Raw genomic sequence first — 17,544 nt, 5'->3', positions numbered from 1 at the left:
GGTCTCATATCTCATACCTCATATCTCAATACTACAAAATGGGAAGAGCATTCGAATTTAGAAAAGAGAGAAAATTTAAGCGTTGGGCCAAAATGGCGGTTCAGTTTACGCGTATTGGTAAAGATATTGTAATGGCAGTTAAGGAATCGGGGCCTCACCCTGAAACCAACTCGCGTTTACGTACAGCTATGCAAAATGCGAAGGCTGTAAATATGCCAAAAGATAGGGTAGAGGCTGCTATTAAGCGTGCTTCTGATAAATCGATGGCCAATTATGAAGAAATTGTTTACGAAGGTTATGCCCCTCATGGCGTTGCAGTTTTAATTGAAACAGCTACTGATAATACCAACCGTACCGTAGCAAACGTGCGTAGTTATTTTAACAAAACTGACGGAAGTTTAGGTAAAACCGGATCATTAGACTTTGTTTTTAACCGGAAATCCGTTTTTCGTTTTGTACCGGCAGAAGGTTTGGATCTTGAAGAATTGGAATTCGAATTAATCGACGCTGGTTTGGAAGAACTATATGTTGAAGCTGATGAAGAAGGAAACGATATTGCAGTTGCGCAAGGTGCTTTCGAAAACTTTGGTTCTTTGCAAAAAGCATTAGAAGAAAAAGGCATTGAGTTAAAAAGTTCAAAATTAGAGCGGATCGCCTTATCTCATCACGAGGTTACCGAAGAGCAGGCAGCTGATGTATTGAAATTGATCGATAAATTAGAGGAAGATGATGATGTGCAGGCGGTATATCATAATATGGCTGAGTAACAACATCTGATATTTATTAAACAAAGTCCCGTTTGTATATAACGGGACTTTTTTATTTTCTTGGCAGTTAGACCTCGCAGGTTTTTAAAACCTGCGAGGTCTGAGTATATAGATATTTGATTTTTCTGAGAATTTATTTAAGTTTAGGAATGATTAAGACAATTCCTTTAGAATGTGAAACTTACTATCATGTATATAACAGAGGGAATAATCGTGAAATCATATTTCGGGAGGAATCAAATTACCTTTACTTTCTGAAATTATTAAAGAAGTATATTTTACCTGTAGCAGATGTTTTTGCCTTCTGTTTATTAAATAATCATTTTCATCTTTTAATTAGGATAAAACAAGAACATAAAATTACTGTGAGCATTGAAAAGAGTTTTTCTAATTTATTCAATGCTTATGCCAAAGCCTTTAATAAACGATTTGATCGTACTGGGAAACTTTTTGAAGAAAGGTTTAAAAGGAAGAAAATTGAGGACGAATCTTATATCACCGAACTGATCTATTATATTCACTCTAATCCTCAAAAACATAAATTATTAGAGGATTTTAGAGTCTATCCGTATTCATCATACAATATTATTTTGTCAGATAAGTTTACTGCCTTAAAAAGAAATGATGTTGTTGATTGGTTTGGAGGATTATCTTTTTTTAAAGAATATCACGAAAGGAAACATCAACAATTAATCGATGAACTTGAGGATTAAAGCTATTTTAGACCTCGCAGATTTTTAAAACCTGCGAGGTTGCTTCCTATTTCTTATGCGAAAATAACCAACTTAACAATTCAGGTTCGGCAAACGTACTATCCCAACTGTTGTGGTTAGCAGTAGGGTAAAGCGTAAATTTCACTTCATCTCCCACTGTTTTTAAACGTTCAGCAATGGCAATTGAGAATGCCGGGTCTACAATATCATCTTTTGCACCATGGAAGATCCAAAGTGGTATTTTTTGGTATTTTTTAATGTTATTGGTGTTGTCGCCACCACAAATGGCAATAGCTGCGGCAAACTTACGGCGTTCTCTTCTTAAAAGTTCGTAAGTGCCCATACCGCCCATTGATAGGCCTCCCACATAAACCTGCTCTTTATTTACATAAGGCTTTTTAAGGAAATCTTTAACCATTCCTTGCAGCGCATGCATAATTTTGGTTGGTTTTCCACCTTCAACAAAACTTATTTTCCTTTTGCCACTGGCATCTTTATCGAAATTGGCATTTGCCCAAAAATCGTTTGATGGGCACTGAGGAAAAACTACAATGGCAGGAAAGTTCTTGCGTACATCACTTTTTAGGAACAATTTACCACCATGCACCAGCTGACTGTCATTATCATTACCTCGCTCTCCGCTTCCATGTAAAAAGAAAATAATCGGATATTTTTGATCGGGATTAAAATTTTCGGGAAACAGAACTCTGTAATAAATCGAATCCTTTCCTTTTATGAAACTTCCCCTGTCGTATTTTTTTAAGTCTTGAGCGTTTAAAAAAAGTACTGAAAAAAGAATGCAGATGGTAAAAAATATCTTTTTCATCCGTTTAGTTATTAATGCGTTGCTAATTATTTTTAATGGGATAATGGGTTGCAAGTCGGGCTTGATTTTAATGGTAATGACTTCATCATAACTTGTTATTCCATTGTATATTTTGTAAAACTATGATGGTTTCATTCAACAAAAATAAAAAACCCTGGCTACTTTACAATAGCACAGGGTTAATAAACAAACCTAATTATTTTTATTTCAGGCTGAAAGATGCTTCTTTTACATCTTTTGAATTGGTGCCTATAAATACTTTAAAATCACCGGGTTCTGCTGCGAATTTTAATGCAGAATTGTAAAATTTAAGGTCATTTTCTGATATGTTAAAAGTGATCTTTTTGCTTTCTCCAGCTTTTAAACTCACCTTTTGGAATCCTTTCAACTCTTTAACCGGACGGGTAATACTGCCCACTAAATCCTGAATGTATAGCTGAACCACCTCTTTACCATCATATTTACCTGTATTGCTTAAGGTAACCGATGCAGTGATTGATTTTCCTTTGCTTAAGCTGTTCGAACTTAGCGTAATGTTGCTGTAGCCAAATGTGGTATAGCTTAAACCAAAACCGAAAGGATATAAAGGGTCGTTGCTTACATCTAAATAGTTGGAACGGAACTTTTCGAACCATTTACCTTCTGCCAATGGCCTACCGGTGTTTTTATGTGCATAATATAACGGTACCTGACCTACATTTTGAGGAAAAGTTGCACTTAATTTTCCCGATGGATTAACATCACCAAAAAGTACATCTGCTATGGCACTTCCAGCTTCGCTACCCGGAAACCAAACATTCAATATTGCTGGAATATTTTCTTGTTCCCAGTTTAAGGCCAGCGGGCGACCTGTAAATAGCACCAAAACAATTGGTTTACCTGTTTTTGCCAACGCTTTTAAAAGGTTTTTTTGTGTTTCAGGAATCTGAATATCAGTTACGCTGCTGCTTTCGCCGGTAAATTCAGAACCTTCACCAATTGTGGCCACAATAACATCTGATTTTTTGGCAACCTCTAAAGCTTCTTTAATCATTTCGGCCTCAGTGCGGGGATCGCGTTTGTAAGTAGGGTTGTGGATGTTTACATAACGGTGCTCCATTGTAGAATCTGCAAGGAAATTTGCACCACGAGCTGTTAAAATTTTCGCATCGTTACCTAAGGCATTTTTTAAACCCTGAAGCACAGTTACCGATTTATCAAAAAGTGCTGCCACACTCCAGGTACCATACATATTGGCTGTGTTATCTGCTAATGGACCGATTAAACCAATTGTACCTGATTTTTTTAAAGGAAGTAAATTGTTGTTGTTTTTAAGCAATACAAAACTTTCTGAAGCAACTTCACGCGCAATCTGACGGTTAGCCGGACTAAAAACCTCTTTTTCTGCTCTTTCAGGGTTACAGAATTTATAAGGATCGGTAAACAAACCCAATTTATATTTGGCCTGAAGCACCAATCTGCAAGCCCTGTCTATCTGGGCAAGAGCAACTTTTTTCTCATCCAGCGATTTCTTTAAAGTTCCCAAAAACCCTTCGCCTACCATATCCATATCAACACCAGCATTTAAGGCCAGGGCAGAAACAGTTTGTAAATCGCCCATTCCGTGCGCAATCATTTCAGGTATACCGGTATAATCGGTTACCACAAAGCCTTTAAAACCCCATTGGTTACGTAGAACATCGGTCATTAACCATTTACTCCCTGTTGCCGGAATACCATCAACCTCATTAAAAGATGCCATTATACTGGCCGCTCCTGCATCAACCGCAGCTTTGTAAGGAGGGAAATATTCGTTGTACATGCGTACTTTACTCATGTCGGTGGTATTGTAATCTCTACCAGCTTCGGCAGCACCGTAAAGTGCATAATGCTTTACGCAGGCTAAAATTTCATTATTTGCCTGAAGTTTTCCTTGATAACCTTTTACCATGGCTGCGGCAATTTGTGACCCAAGGTAAGGATCTTCTCCACTTCCTTCTGAAATGCGGCCCCATCGTGGATCTCTGGAAATATCAACCATCGGAGAAAATGTCCAGTTGATGCCACTTGCACTAGCTTCAATGGCGGCAACCCTGGCTGATTTTTGAACTACACTCATGTCCCATACGCAGCTCATTCCCAAAGGAATAGGGAAAACAGTGTTGTAGCCATGGATAACATCCATTCCAAAAAGTAATGGAATTTTCATGCGACTATTTTCAACTGCAATCTTTTGAACAGCTTTAATCTTATCTACACCTTTGATATTAAATAAACCACCAACTTGGCCGGCCTTAATTTTTTTAGAAATGTCGCTGCTGTTGGCTTGTCCGGTAGTGATATCACCAGAACTTGGTAAGTTCAACTGACCGATTTTTTCATCAACAGTCATTTTCGCCATCAGGTTGCTGATGAAAGTATTCATCTTTGCATCTTCTGCCGAAACAGGTTTTTTGCTTTGTGCCGATCCGTTCAGCACAAGCAGGGTTAAAAAAACAACCAGGATATTCGCTCTCTTCATTATATGTGTGTTTTACTCTTTATTAATCAAATTTTACTGATCGTTTAAAACGATTGGTTATTTCCAAACCGTTCAAAACGATTGTGGGTGATTTCTTATTAATTTGCTGGTATGTGTTTCCAGCTTTGCCTAAATAAAAATGTTTATTTAATCAACCTTCTTCACTTCAGTTTTTGCCGATACACCATTCTCATTTATGGCCTCAATAGAAAAATAATAAGGTTTTTGACTGTCCATTGCTTTAAACCAGTATTCGTTAAAATCATGTATCATGATACAATTGTAAAGCTTATCGGGTGCTGTGCCATAGTAAAGGTTGTATGCAAAGGCATTATCTACAGGTTCCCATTTAATGTAGGCACTGCGTTTATCTTTTTCTGTGCGGAGTACAATCAGATTTTTCACTTTAGTTGGTTTTTCTCCGTTTCCGTTACCAAAAATGCGTAAACCGCTAATGGCAAATTTTCCTGTAGGCATATGGATGTTAACCATTTTGATAAACCTCGTTTTTACAGAGTTTGGGAGCTCGATGTAATCATGTGGTACATCGGTTTTATTTTGGCTTTTATCTACCAGGGTGGTCCATTTTTTACCATCAGTGGAGGATAGGATTTTATATTGGTGAAAAATCCCGGTCTGTTTACCAAGAAATTCTGCATCCTGATCGGCATAATTGATCTGGATGGCATTAACTGTTGCCAGGCTACCCAAATCAGTCTGAATCCATTCGCCATTGTTTGCTGTTTTAGCGCTCCAATACGTTTTAATGTTTTCATCAACGGCGTTATTGGCATTAAAACTTCCTAATGTTGAAGAAACGGTTACTGGCTTTTTATAGTTGATGAGCATCCAGCCTGGGCCTGCCGGGTCACCTTCTTTTCTTTCGGCAGGTAAATAAAGTGGGTAATCGCCAAATGCGGTGTTGGTCCACATTACATCATCTTTATCAAAACCAGTCGGCCAAATGCCAATTCTGCGTTCCCAGGTGTTTTTTACACAGATGATACTGGTAGAAATGTGCCAATAATTTTTGCTATTGTCTTGAAATGTGGCGCCATGACCAGCACCTCTTGAAAAACCACCTCCTTTATAGCTCAAGGGATCGGATTGTGGAGTAGATGGATTGTCGTAAAACAAGGGTTTGTTGCCCACTACCACTCCGTCAGAATATCCACTAAATTCCGTTCCCGGTGCACCATATTGAAAGTAATATTTGCCATTATGTTTAGTCATCCAGGCACCTTCTGCAAAAGGATCAAGGAAGGTATTGTCCATATATTCTCCAAAACGTTGCCAGCCATACCGCCAGCTCTCCAGTAAATACATTGGTGTACGGGTACCCTTTGGCTGGAAAGTTTTGCGGTCTAATTCTACCCCGTACATAGGATAATTGTTGCTGCTTCCGTTGTACATATAAAATTTGCCATCATCATCGGTAAAGAATGATGGATCCCAACCTCCAATTTCTAAAGAATCTACCAAAGGGAACCATTTATTGCCTTTAGGATCTGTACTTCCCCATAAGGTGAAGTTTTTGGTATACGTGCTGCCAAAAACAACCATGGTATCGCCAACAATGCCTACACCAGGTGCGCATAGTTCATCTTTGGTTTTATTCCATGGGCGAAGGAATTTTCTTTCGTGAAATTTCCAGTTCAGCATATCGGCACTGTGCCAGTAACCCCATTGGTTGGTACTAAAAAGATAAAAATCCCCTTTATAATTTACAATTACAGGATCGGCAGTTGCGCGATGTTTTCCCCACTCGGTGAAAGATTCGAAAGGTGTATAACCGTAATCGATATTAATCGGGTTACAATAGGTTTTCTGTTTTTGAGCAAGTACCGCTAAAAATGAAGTGAAAAAGAAAATTGTAAGTATAGTTTTTCTCATTTTATGGGCTTTAAATTATTTTATTTCCGGGCTTTCAAAGCCGAGTTTGGTTAAGCCATTTTTTACATCGGTATTTTTCATAAATAACTTCCAAAGCAGCCCTGATCTGTAATTTTCGATCATCACTACCATTGGTCCCTGATCTATGCCTAAATATCTTTTTGGGTACCAGTTGTCGGTTTCAGAAAAGGCATCATAAAAGCCATATTTACCCCAAACTTTATCGCCAAGGTCTTCATAAAGGTGTCTGATTACCTTCATCGATTCTTTAGGAGTATAAGGTATAGATGAAATTGCAGCAGTTGGAGAAATAACGCCCAAATCTTCCTGAAGGCTATGGGCTGCATAACCTTTTACTGAATAGCTAGCGGTTAAACCCCAGTTATTTTCACCATAACCTTTAAATTTCTTCGGATTGGCCACACAGTAATCGTGGATAGCCAATGTTTGATTTACATTATTTTGCCAATAATCAGCATAACGATCTTTTAAACCTTTCGGGTTTAAGCCTAAATATGAGTAATGTGCCCAAAATAACGGACCCACAGAATTTTTTGCACCTTGATAATCTAATGGAATATGATGCCCATACAGATCGAAATTTGCTTTAATTGCGCCACTCCTTGCCCAACCTTCGTGGTACACTTCGGCAGGAACGCCATGGGTAGGGGATGAGGCTGCCATAACATACATAATTAAACATTCATTATAGCCTTTTACGGGAAAGTTCATTTCCCAGTTGTATTCTGGCGACCAATGCCAGTACAATACATTTTGCCCGTTGCGGAACCAATTAAAATCGATGCCTTTCCAAAGCTCATCTGCTTTTTTTGCCAGGGCTTTTTCAGGTTCGGTTCCATTTTTATAATATTCGTTGATGCAGATTAAAGCCTGCGCCACAAATGAAGTTTCAACTAAGTCGCCTCCATTGTCTTTTTGTCCGAATGGACGTACTTTTCCAGTCTCTCCATTTATCCAGTGAGACCAGGCTCCATGAAAACGATCTGCTTTGGATAGGAAATCCAATATTTTGTTTAATCTTTCCAAACCCTCCTGTTTGGTTACGTAGTTTCTGTCAATACCACTTAAAATAGCCATCAACCCAAAACCTGTTGACCCTGTAGCAACTGTGTTTTTATCATTTTCAGGATAAACATTATCTACGTGAAAACGCTCCCTGCCAGCACCTGATGTTGGCTCAGCTCCATCCCAAAAGTATTGGAAGGTTTGTTTCTGAACGAGATCCAATAACTCAACATCTGACAGGTTTTTCTTGATGGTGAGATCAGGGTTATATTTGCTGTTTTTATGCTTTGAACAAGCACTTACAAGTAAAAAAGAGCCGAATGTGGCTGCAAATATTAAAGTGATTTTTTTTAGGTATGTTTTTGACATGGTACGGAACAAAGGAAATAAAGGCTGTCGGTTTTAGCCGACAACCTTTATTTAGATTCAAGTTTTAATAGCCAGGATTTTGTTTTAATAATCCACCGCTTAAGTCAATTTCATTCTGAGGAATTGGCCAAACTTCATTTTTATTTGCTTTCCATCCTTTAGGACCAAAAACTGTTGCTGCTCTTCCCTGACGTATGACATCAAAGTAACGGTCGTTTTCCATTGCAAGTTCAACCTGTCTTTCTTTCCAGATCGCTTGACGCAATGCATCCTTATCTGTGGTGGTAACATTTGGAAGAATATTATTATTTCCACCTCTTGCACGTGCACGTACCCTGTTTAGTGAGGTTAATGCTTGCGAAGGATTGCCCAATTCATTGGCAGCTTCTGCGTTCATTAAAAGAACATCGGCAAATCTCAATACCCTGAAATTCTGTTGCGCACCTTCGTTAAAGCCAGATACCCGTGTTGCAAATGGAACATACGATTTTTGATTGTATCTTTCGTTAGGTACAGTAGTAGGGACTAAATCGCCTTGAGGGGTAGTTTCTCCTTTAAATAAAATAGTTGCATCTCTACGTGGATCTCCTGGTTCAAAAGCATTTGCTAGTGCCTCAGATGGTGTATTGAAACCCCATCCCATAACACCGGCTACACCCTGAACCTGGCTATATTGCGAATTTGAAGCATCTGCATTACTCTGTAATAATTCTGCCTGAACTTCAAATAAAGACTCAATATTATTTTCATTTTGTGTTCTGAAACCTTTCTCAAAATCTGGAAACAGATCATATCCTAAGCCCATTACCTGGTTGGTAAGTGCAAGTACATCTGCCCATTTGTTTTGATACATGGCAACTTTAGCTTTCATGCCAAGTGCTGCGCCTTTTGTAGCTCTCCCTAAATCTGCAGAACCGTATGATTGTGGTAATACAGCAGCTGCTTCTGTCAGGTCTTTTTCAATTTGAGCATATACCGCAGCTTTCTCAGCTTGTGGAATATTAAATTCGGTATTTTCTTTAGGCACTGTTAGTCTTAAAGGAACTCTTCCATAAGCTCTTACAAGTCTAAAGTAAGAATATGCCCTAATAAATTTTGCTTCAGCTAAATATCTGGCTTTAAGTGCGGCATCCATATTGATATTTGGAACATTATCCAATACCTGGTTGCAAAGATTAATGTTTTGATACTGACCTGTCCAGAAATCCTGTAAGGTGCCATGTGTAGCGGTAACCGTAAACTGATCATACAGATTGAAAAAGGTTGCATCTGTAGGTGTACTACCTTTATCGGCTTCGTCAGATCCGGTACTTTCTATAGCAATTGCATTAAAGGCTACATTGTTCCAGCTGCGTAAATTAGCATAAATTGCATTTACACCTTTTAAGGCATCATCCTGGTTTTGCCAAAACGTAGCAGAAGGCTGTTGACCTTGAGGGGGAACATTTAAAAATTCCTTTTTACATGATGCTGTAAAGAGCATTGCGCCAAGCGCGGCTGCAATTACGCATGATTGTATATTTATATTTTTTTTCATTTTGATGTCGATTAGAAAGTTACGTTAACGCCGAAATTATACGTTGCGAATAATGGATAAACGTTAGTATCTATGCCTGCATTTGTAGGTGCTCCACCAACTTCAGGGCTAAAGCCTTTGTATCCGAAGATGTTAAGTGCATTTTGGGCATTTGCAAATACTCTTAAGCGCTGCATTTTCATTTTACTGCTTATGGCGCTTGGTAATGTATAACCAAGTTGGATATTTCTTAACCGGATATAGTCACCTTTTTCTACATAGAAAGAATTTGGTGCATTATTTAATCCACCAGCTAAATCAGCAGATGAGTATGTATTAGATGTTCCAGCACCCGTCCAACGGTTGTTGATAAAATCTTTAGTGAAATTCTCATTACCGAAACGGTTACCCAAATTCGCGTTATATACACTTACATCAGCAACGCCTTGAATATCTAATGTTAAATCAAAATTTTTATAGGCAAAATTAGTGTTTACACCATAGGTAAATTTAGGATTTGGATTTCCAAGTACTACCCTGTCTCTTAAATCAATCACGCCATCGCCATTAGTATCAGCGTATTTAAAATCGCCTCTTTTAAAACCTGGCCAAGCTGCGGCTTCAGCATCTGTTTGGAAAACTCCTTCAACCTGATAACCATAAAACTCACCAATCGGACGATTATTTACTGTTCTGGTTGATAAGTATCCGCTGGTTAATCCTGCGCCTCCTCTGTAAATTGGATTCGCTCCAGATGTTACGTTGATCACTTTATTTTCATTCATGCCAACATTTCCACTGATGGAATAAGTAAACCCGCCGTCTGTTTTATCAGCCCAAGTTGCAGAAAATTCAAAGCCTCGGTTTTGGATATCTGCCTGATTTGCAATAAGAGTTGGGGTTTCAGCACCTGTATTTCCTAATATTGGAATATCAAATATTGATTGCTCAGTTTTTCTGTTATAATAATCTGTTTCGATAGTTAATCTGTTATTCAGAAAACCCATTTCTAAGCCAATATCAGTACCTGCACTTCTTTCCCAATATAATGTTGGTGGAACAAATGAATCAATACTGGCACCGGTATAAGGAATGCCATTAAAAAAGGCAATATATCCAGGACTCTGATCTACTCTTAATACTGTAGGGTTAATTGGGACACCAGCATTTCCTACTTTACCCCAGCTTCCTCTAAGTTTTAAATTGCTGAATATTTTTTGATCTTTCATGAATTCCTCATTACTGATCACCCATCCTGCACCAATAGAAGGGAAATTCCCCCATAAGTTATTCGTGCCATAAAACTGTGAAGCACCATCTCTTCTTATAGAGGCATTTAATAAATACCTGTTTTTATAAGAATAATTAACTCTTCCAAAATATGAAGCAAAGGTTGATAATTCACCTAAATCTGTAACGTTTCTGGTAGACGCGTCACCAAGTGCTAAATACAAATCTCCTTCTGATGAATAAGGAACGTTTAATGCATCTGCATTGATCGTATACATTTTATTACGCTGGGCAGTTTGTCCTACCAACACTGTTAAACTGTGGTCGTTCCACTTTTTATCGTAAGTTAAGGTGTTTTCTATAATCCAGTTTCTGTTTTCAACACGATCAATATCCAATTTACTATTGGTATTTTGTTGGGTATTGCTTGCTTTATACACCGGAATATAACCTCGAACTTCGTCCTGACTAAAATCACCACCAAAGCTTGTTTTAAATGTGAAGTCTTTCAAGAACTTCAACTCTGCAAATATATTTCCGGTAACCTTGTATTTTGTGGTTTGCTGATTAAAGAAATCCAATGTAGCTTGAGGATTCATGTTACTGCCATTACCCAAGTTAAACGCATTAGGATCGCCATAAGTTCCATCAGCATTAAATACCGGAACAACAGGAGATGCTGCATATAAGGCCCTGAATATAGATGATGGTGCATCTTTAGACTTGCTTGAAGCTGCTGTTACATTATATCCAATTTTTAATGGTTTGAAAATTTGGAAGTCATTTGATAATCGGGCTGTATACCTTTTATAATTGTTGTTTTTAACAATTCCATCCTGATCCAAATAACCTAAAGATAGGTTATAAGTAGATTTTTCACTTCCACCACTAACAGAAAGCTGGTGATTGGTAATCAAAGCATCTCTTAAAACTACATCATACCAGTTGGTTCCTTCTCCAAGGTTGGTATTTGAAAATAATGGAGCAACAGCAGGGGTTTGAAGTGCGTAAGCCTCATTTACTGCAGTAGCATATTCTGAAGCATTTGCCATTTCAACCTTGTTAGTCACCTTCTGGAAACCCACGGTACCATTGTAATTGATTACTGCATCACCTTTTTTACCTTTATTTGTTGTTACCAGAACTACACCATTGGCAGCCCTGATACCATAAATAGATTGCGCAGAAGCATCTTTTAAAATACTAATATTGGCAATGTCAGAAGGATTTAAAAAGTTAATATCATCATACCATACACCATCTACTACATATAATGGTACTGTTTTACCATAAATGGTACCGGTACCTCTGATGGTGATGGTTGGTGAACCTCCTGGCGTACCAGTATTGGTAATGGAAACACCTGCTACTTTACCCTGTAATGCACCAACAGGATTTGTTGAAATCTGTTTTGAAATATCTTCTCCCTTTACTGAAGCTACAGATCCTGTAACATCAATTTTTCTTTGCGTACCATAACCCACAACCACAACCTGCTCTAATTGTTGTGTTGATGATGCTAGGGATACATTAAGGGTAGTTTGATTATTTACAGCCTGCTCAAGTGCTGTATAGCCTACAAAGTTAAATACTAATGTGGCATTAGCCGGCACGCTAATGGAGTAGCCGCCGTTTACATCTGTTTGCGTGCCAGTTTGTGTGCCCTTCACTAAAATAGTTACGCCAGGTAAAGGTGTTTTATCACCCCCATCAATTACCTTACCTTTTATGGTAATGTTTTGCGCAAATGCTACGTTAATTGTTAGCAAACAAAATGCAGCGAGAACAGAAATTCTTGTAAAGATTCTTTTCATGCTTTATTATAAATTTAGTTTAATTGTTAGTTAAATGTGAGGTTGTTTTTGGTGATGTGCAAGTGTTTCTACCTCTACATTAATACATCATGAAATCCAATTTGGTTTAGTTAACGATTAAACCAAATGCCATTTTAGGTCAAAAACACAGTTTTATTGGATTTTAACATAATATTAACATATCATTAAGTGTACAAATAACACTAAGTAATTTGTGGGGCGTAGAAATCCGGTATGAGAGGTAATGATGTAGTGCTGTTTTGAAGTTTAATAGCAAATAATCCGCAAAAAGCGTTTTTCGCACAAATTTTTCCGTGCTACTCTGATTAAGTTTTTGCTTTTAAAATGAGGTAAATTAAAGCTCCATTAAAAATTCAGTTAGGTTTTTATCATGTGGCACTTCGAGCTTTTTACGCAGACGGTAGCGGCGTATTTCTACACCTCTTAAACTGATATTAAGTAGTGACGACATTTCTTTGCTACTCATATTCATCCTTAAGTAGGCGCAAAGTTTTAAATCGTTCGGAACAAGATCTGGGTGCTGTGCTTTTAATTTTTTAAAGAAACTTTCATGTGCTTCATTAAAGCTGTTTTCGAATAAATGCCAATCGCGTTCATCATTCATTCCATCGTTAATAACCTTCTGAATTTTTCGGGTTTGATCATCCGAAAGCTTTTTGCCATTTTCGTCTTTAAGTTTGGTTATTTCATCACTCAGTTTCTGTAGCAACTCATTTTTGTACACTAAAGTCATGGCAGAGTTGGCCAATTCTCTATTTTTGGAAGCCAGTTCGGCCTGTAATTTCTCTGTTTGTAACTTAATGATCTGCTTTTCATTAATTTCAGCTTCCTTTCTTAATTTCTCTTCTTGCTCAGCTTGTAAACGGTCACTTATTTTTTTACTATCCCTATTGAGTTTTCGCTCGTAAAGTTTTTTGCCTAAAATCAACACGATTACAAATAATATAGTGTAGCACAATATTGCCCAGTTATTAAGATACCAGGGGCGCAAAATGGTAAAAGAATAGGTCGTTTCCTGGCTTACTGTATTGTCATCTATTTTGGCCCTTACTTTAAAAACATAATTTCCTGCACTTAAATTGGTAAAATCTTTCTGTGTGGCGTAACTCCAGTCAGACCATGATTTTGAATAACCTTCTAAATAAAATTGGTATTTAACCTTAGCCTGGCGGTAATATGGCAATGCATAAGAAATTCTGATGTTATTTCTACTGTTTTGAATCTCCGTTGTTTCCTCATTATTTCCTGATTCGCTTATGAGTGAAAACTTATCGGTAATGTCTTCAACACGGCGGATCAGCACAGCCGGAAGCTTCTGCTTCTGCATATTCAGCTGGGCAGTTGGATTATAAATCACAAAACCATCATCAACACTGATCAGGTAAATAGAATCGCTAATTCGGCTGATGTTTTCATAATATTGTACCATCCGGCCATCTAAAATGCTAAACTGGTTCGAATCTATTTCTACCTTTCCAGGCTCGCTAAAATTAACGAGTGCTGTTTTTCCATGGTTAATAAACCAATATTTTTTACCACCAGCATTAATAATTTTATTGGAAGATTGAAAAGAGCCTAGTTCCTTATTTAACGCCTCATATTTGGTAAATTTATTGCTCAGTTCATCGTAGGTATAAAAACCTGCATCAGAAGAAAAAACAATCTTATTTTCTAAATTGAAAATGTTGATGTTATAATTCCCCGGCAAACCATTCTTCTCATCGAAATATTTAGTACTCGTTACACTGGTATAATTTGCACTTAAAGTTAGTTTAAATAAACCTTTGTACGCATGTGCAACCCAAATATCTCCTTTATTATCTTGTTCAACATACCTGGATGGGGCATCAAATCCTGTAACATTCGTCACAAATTTTAAACCCGATGCCGGAGATTCTGTAAAAAGCGAAAGCCCGGTGTAAGTACCCTGAACCAGGTAATTTGGATTTGTATTGAGTTTTTTAATCGTCCAACCGCCAGCAGATCTTGAAAGCCAGTCGATTTTATCCCCGTTTACTTTAAATGTACCACTATTATGCCCGCAAATGAGTTCATTGTCGATAATGGTGAGTTCCCATACCTGGCCCTGCGAATTGGGAATTAACCGGAAATTAAAAGGTAAAAGATTATCCGGCGACCAATCACTGTAAAATAAACCCTGGTTAGTACCCAGATAAATTTTATTGTTGAAAATAATACTGGAATACACGGTACCGAACTGACCGGTTTTATCAAAATAGAAATATAAAGGCGAATTAAGTTCAATCCTGTCGATCCCGTTATCCAATCCCGTCCAAAGATTCTGTTCATTATCTGCGTATAAACTTAAAACAGTGTTGTTTTGTAAACCGCTCGATTTATTAATGCGTTGTACAACCCTTCCATTTTCGTCAATAATGATCAATCCGTTCAGAATGGTGCCGTAAGCAAAGTATTTACCCAGCAAGCTAACACCATTGTTGAGTTGATAAGTTTTAAGGTAACTGTTGGCAGGAGTGTTCAATGGTGTAAAATCTTTCCCGTCATAAGTAAAAAGCCCATTTTTACTGGTGCCGATTATCAATCCATTGGTTTTATAAGGAAGGATAGACAGAATCCCTTCTTTGCCAAGTTTTTCACTATTTGGGATATGAATCAGTTTATTCCCAACAAGTTCGAACAGCCCTTTTTCAAGTACCTCTATAAGGTATCGGTTATTTATTTTATGCAGAAAGAGAAATGAAGATGGCGATTTTACCACCTCGATTTTGTTATTTTTATAGATGAAAATTTTAGAAAAGGATTGAAAGATCACCCGATCCTGATCTACATAAATTTTCCATACCTCATCATTTATCTTTATGCCTTTAGGTAATAAACTGATAAGCGAGTTATAACTTAATTTATTGTTTTTAATGGCCCAGTACCCAAATTCGCCAAAGCTACCTGTGTAAATACGCCCCTTATTATCAGTAGCTACCGATCTTACAATCTGCCTGTTGGGCATCTGGTATTTTTGCCAATAGCGGCCATCAAAAGTTAAAAGTCCTTCAGCGTTACCAAAGTACATTACGCCATTTTTATCTTTTGTGATGCTCCAGTTTTGGTTTCCTGATGAATAAACCGATTTGGGATAATTTTCTATATAGGGTACGCCAATGCTTTTAATCTCTGAGGCATAGCAGTTAATCGTAAAACAGGATAAAAGTATTAGGAACCGGAAATAGTTTAGCATAAAATGGCAATTGGGTAAACCCATTATTACACAAAGTAAATGAAAAATTGTTTAATAAGGTTATTGGCAAAGGTTAATAGCCAATGGTTGATGGTTCATTGCTATACGATCATGGCCGACGGCACTGATTGATGCCTTAATTAATGGGAATAATTCTTTCAACAAGGTATAATTAAAATATTTATTTCAATATTAAAGTGAACTCTTCAATTTTGAAATCATCTTACAAAGTTGTTCATATTCAGAATATAGCCTTTTGAATTCTAATTCTGTTATGTAATTTCTGGAAGAGGCCATGTATAAACAGCTCACTACTTCTAATCCTGATCGAACAGAATAAGTTAAAAATCTCGAAAATTCAGCTTTTGACTGGCCCATGCAGCCCTCGGCAATATTAAGATTTACGGAATCAGCAGCTTTTTTAATCTGATTGGCTAAACTAAAAAGTTCAATCCGAGGAAAGGCTTTAGCAATAATATCTATTTCATTACTAAGTTTTAGTGAAATTTGCCAAACCTTTAATTCTTCAAATTTGAAAGCCATAATTCTTAATTTGAAATAAATATAATCATCTATTCCATCTTATTGCTTTAGCCTAGTTTTTAATTAGTTATCACGATTAATTTTCAAGCCACAACTATCAACTATGGACCATCAAACCAACACAAGCGTCTTGCTGAATTATCTTTAGGCCTTAACCGCTACCGGCTGAGGAACCTTCACATAATAGCCAGTACCATCATATGGGCGTTTACGAGGATTTGTAGTGCACGCTGTTGAGCAGCAACCCTGAAGTTCATCTCCGCATTCATCACATTGAGTAATGTGCTCATTACATTCCGGATTGGCACAATTAATCATTTTTGGGGTAGTTTTACCGCAATTATAGCAAACCGAAACTATGGTTGGATTTACTTCATTTACATCAACAGCAATACGGTTATCAAAAACATAACATTTACCTTCAAAATCTTTTCCACCCGCTTCTTTACCGTATTTAATAATCCCGCCATGCAATTGGTAAACATCATTAAAACCATGATGTAATAGTAATGCAGAAGCTTTTTCACACTTAATGCCACCAGTGCAATAAGTCAGTATTTTCTTGTCTTTATATTGTGCAAGCTGATTAATCTGCTCCGGAAAATCTCTGAAATTCTCGATATCTAGTGTTACTGCGTTTTTGAATTTCCCGAGGTTATGTTCATAATTAGAGCGTACATCAAGGATAATAACATCCTCGTCATCTTTCATTTTCATGAAATCAACCGGTTCTAAATGTTTTCCTGTTTTTTCATTAGGATTGATAATCGAAGTATCCCTTAAACCCGAATGCACAATTTCAGATTTATAACGGCAGTGCATTTTAAGGAAAGAAGGCTCTTCAACATCGTCTATTTTGAATTCGGTTTTAGCGAAACGCTCATCCGCATGTACCGCTTTCATGTAAGCTTCGCAAGCTTCAGCCGTTCCCGAAACGGTTCCGTTCAAACCTTCATCAGCAACGATAATGCGGCCAACTAAATCCAGAGATTTACAAAATTTAAGGTGATCGGCAGCAAATTGTTCTGCCTCTGCTATGTAACTATAGCAATAGTAAAGTAGTGTTTGATATTTTTTCATAACGCTGTTGATACCGTTGCAAACGGCGTTTA

11 protein-coding genes are annotated in these 17,544 nt (G+C 37.4%); 2 read left to right on the top strand and 9 right to left on the bottom strand.

Features of this window, described 5'->3' with window-relative positions:
* Positions 1-38 precede the first annotated feature (38 nt).
* Both ACZZZW_RS22065 and ACZZZW_RS22060 read left to right on the top strand, forming a co-directional pair.
* Positions 39-767, top strand: coding sequence for a YebC/PmpR family DNA-binding transcriptional regulator (locus tag ACZZZW_RS22065; protein ID WP_029274031.1), 729 nt, complete (start codon positions 39-41; stop codon positions 765-767).
* Between the two features lie 149 nt (positions 768-916).
* Positions 917-1,480 (top strand): transposase, encoded by a 564-nt coding sequence (locus tag ACZZZW_RS22060; RefSeq protein WP_463496564.1) that lies wholly within the window; start codon positions 917-919, stop codon positions 1,478-1,480.
* A 46-nt stretch (positions 1,481-1,526) separates the two neighbouring features.
* Here the strand turns inward: ACZZZW_RS22060 and ACZZZW_RS22055 are convergent, their stop codons facing one another.
* The 9 genes from ACZZZW_RS22055 to trhO all read right to left on the bottom strand — a co-directional run bounded on the left by ACZZZW_RS22055 (position 1,527) and on the right by trhO (position 17,512).
* Positions 1,527-2,306: a carboxylesterase family protein gene (locus ACZZZW_RS22055; RefSeq protein WP_055912422.1), complete on the bottom strand. Its 780-nt coding sequence runs from the start codon at positions 2,304-2,306 to the stop codon at positions 1,527-1,529.
* A gap of 202 nt (positions 2,307-2,508) precedes the next feature.
* Entirely contained in the window at positions 2,509-4,806 is a 2,298-nt protein-coding gene (gene bglX / locus ACZZZW_RS22050) for a beta-glucosidase BglX (RefSeq protein WP_463496561.1), read from the bottom strand.
* A 147-nt stretch (positions 4,807-4,953) separates the two neighbouring features.
* Entirely contained in the window at positions 4,954-6,699 is a 1,746-nt protein-coding gene (locus ACZZZW_RS22045) for a discoidin domain-containing protein (protein WP_463496559.1), read from the bottom strand.
* A gap of 15 nt (positions 6,700-6,714) precedes the next feature.
* On the bottom strand, positions 6,715-8,094 hold the full coding sequence (locus tag ACZZZW_RS22040) for a glucoamylase family protein (protein ID WP_463496557.1): 1,380 nt from the start codon (positions 8,092-8,094) through the stop codon (positions 6,715-6,717).
* 64 nt (positions 8,095-8,158) lie between these two features.
* The gene (locus tag ACZZZW_RS22035) at positions 8,159-9,631 is read right to left on the bottom strand and encodes a RagB/SusD family nutrient uptake outer membrane protein (protein WP_463496555.1); all 1,473 of its coding nucleotides are present in this window, start codon (positions 9,629-9,631) and stop codon (positions 8,159-8,161) included.
* Positions 9,632-9,642: 11 nt separating this feature from the next.
* Complete coding sequence (locus ACZZZW_RS22030; RefSeq protein ID WP_463496553.1) at positions 9,643-12,654, bottom strand: SusC/RagA family TonB-linked outer membrane protein; 3,012 nt, start codon at positions 12,652-12,654, stop codon at positions 9,643-9,645.
* Between the two features lie 355 nt (positions 12,655-13,009).
* Entirely contained in the window at positions 13,010-15,889 is a 2,880-nt protein-coding gene (locus ACZZZW_RS22025) for a triple tyrosine motif-containing protein (RefSeq protein ID WP_463496551.1), read from the bottom strand.
* Between the two features lie 192 nt (positions 15,890-16,081).
* Positions 16,082-16,432, bottom strand: coding sequence for a four helix bundle protein (locus tag ACZZZW_RS22020; protein WP_463496549.1), 351 nt, complete (start codon positions 16,430-16,432; stop codon positions 16,082-16,084).
* Positions 16,433-16,576: 144 nt separating this feature from the next.
* The gene (gene trhO / locus ACZZZW_RS22015) at positions 16,577-17,512 is read right to left on the bottom strand and encodes an oxygen-dependent tRNA uridine(34) hydroxylase TrhO (protein WP_463496547.1); all 936 of its coding nucleotides are present in this window, start codon (positions 17,510-17,512) and stop codon (positions 16,577-16,579) included.
* Between the last annotated feature and the right edge of the window lie 32 nt (positions 17,513-17,544).

This window comes from Pedobacter sp. AC379, from assembly GCF_979258145.1.
Note: the sequence above shows the minus strand (reverse complement) of the source record. Positions and strands in the feature narration are given on the sequence as shown.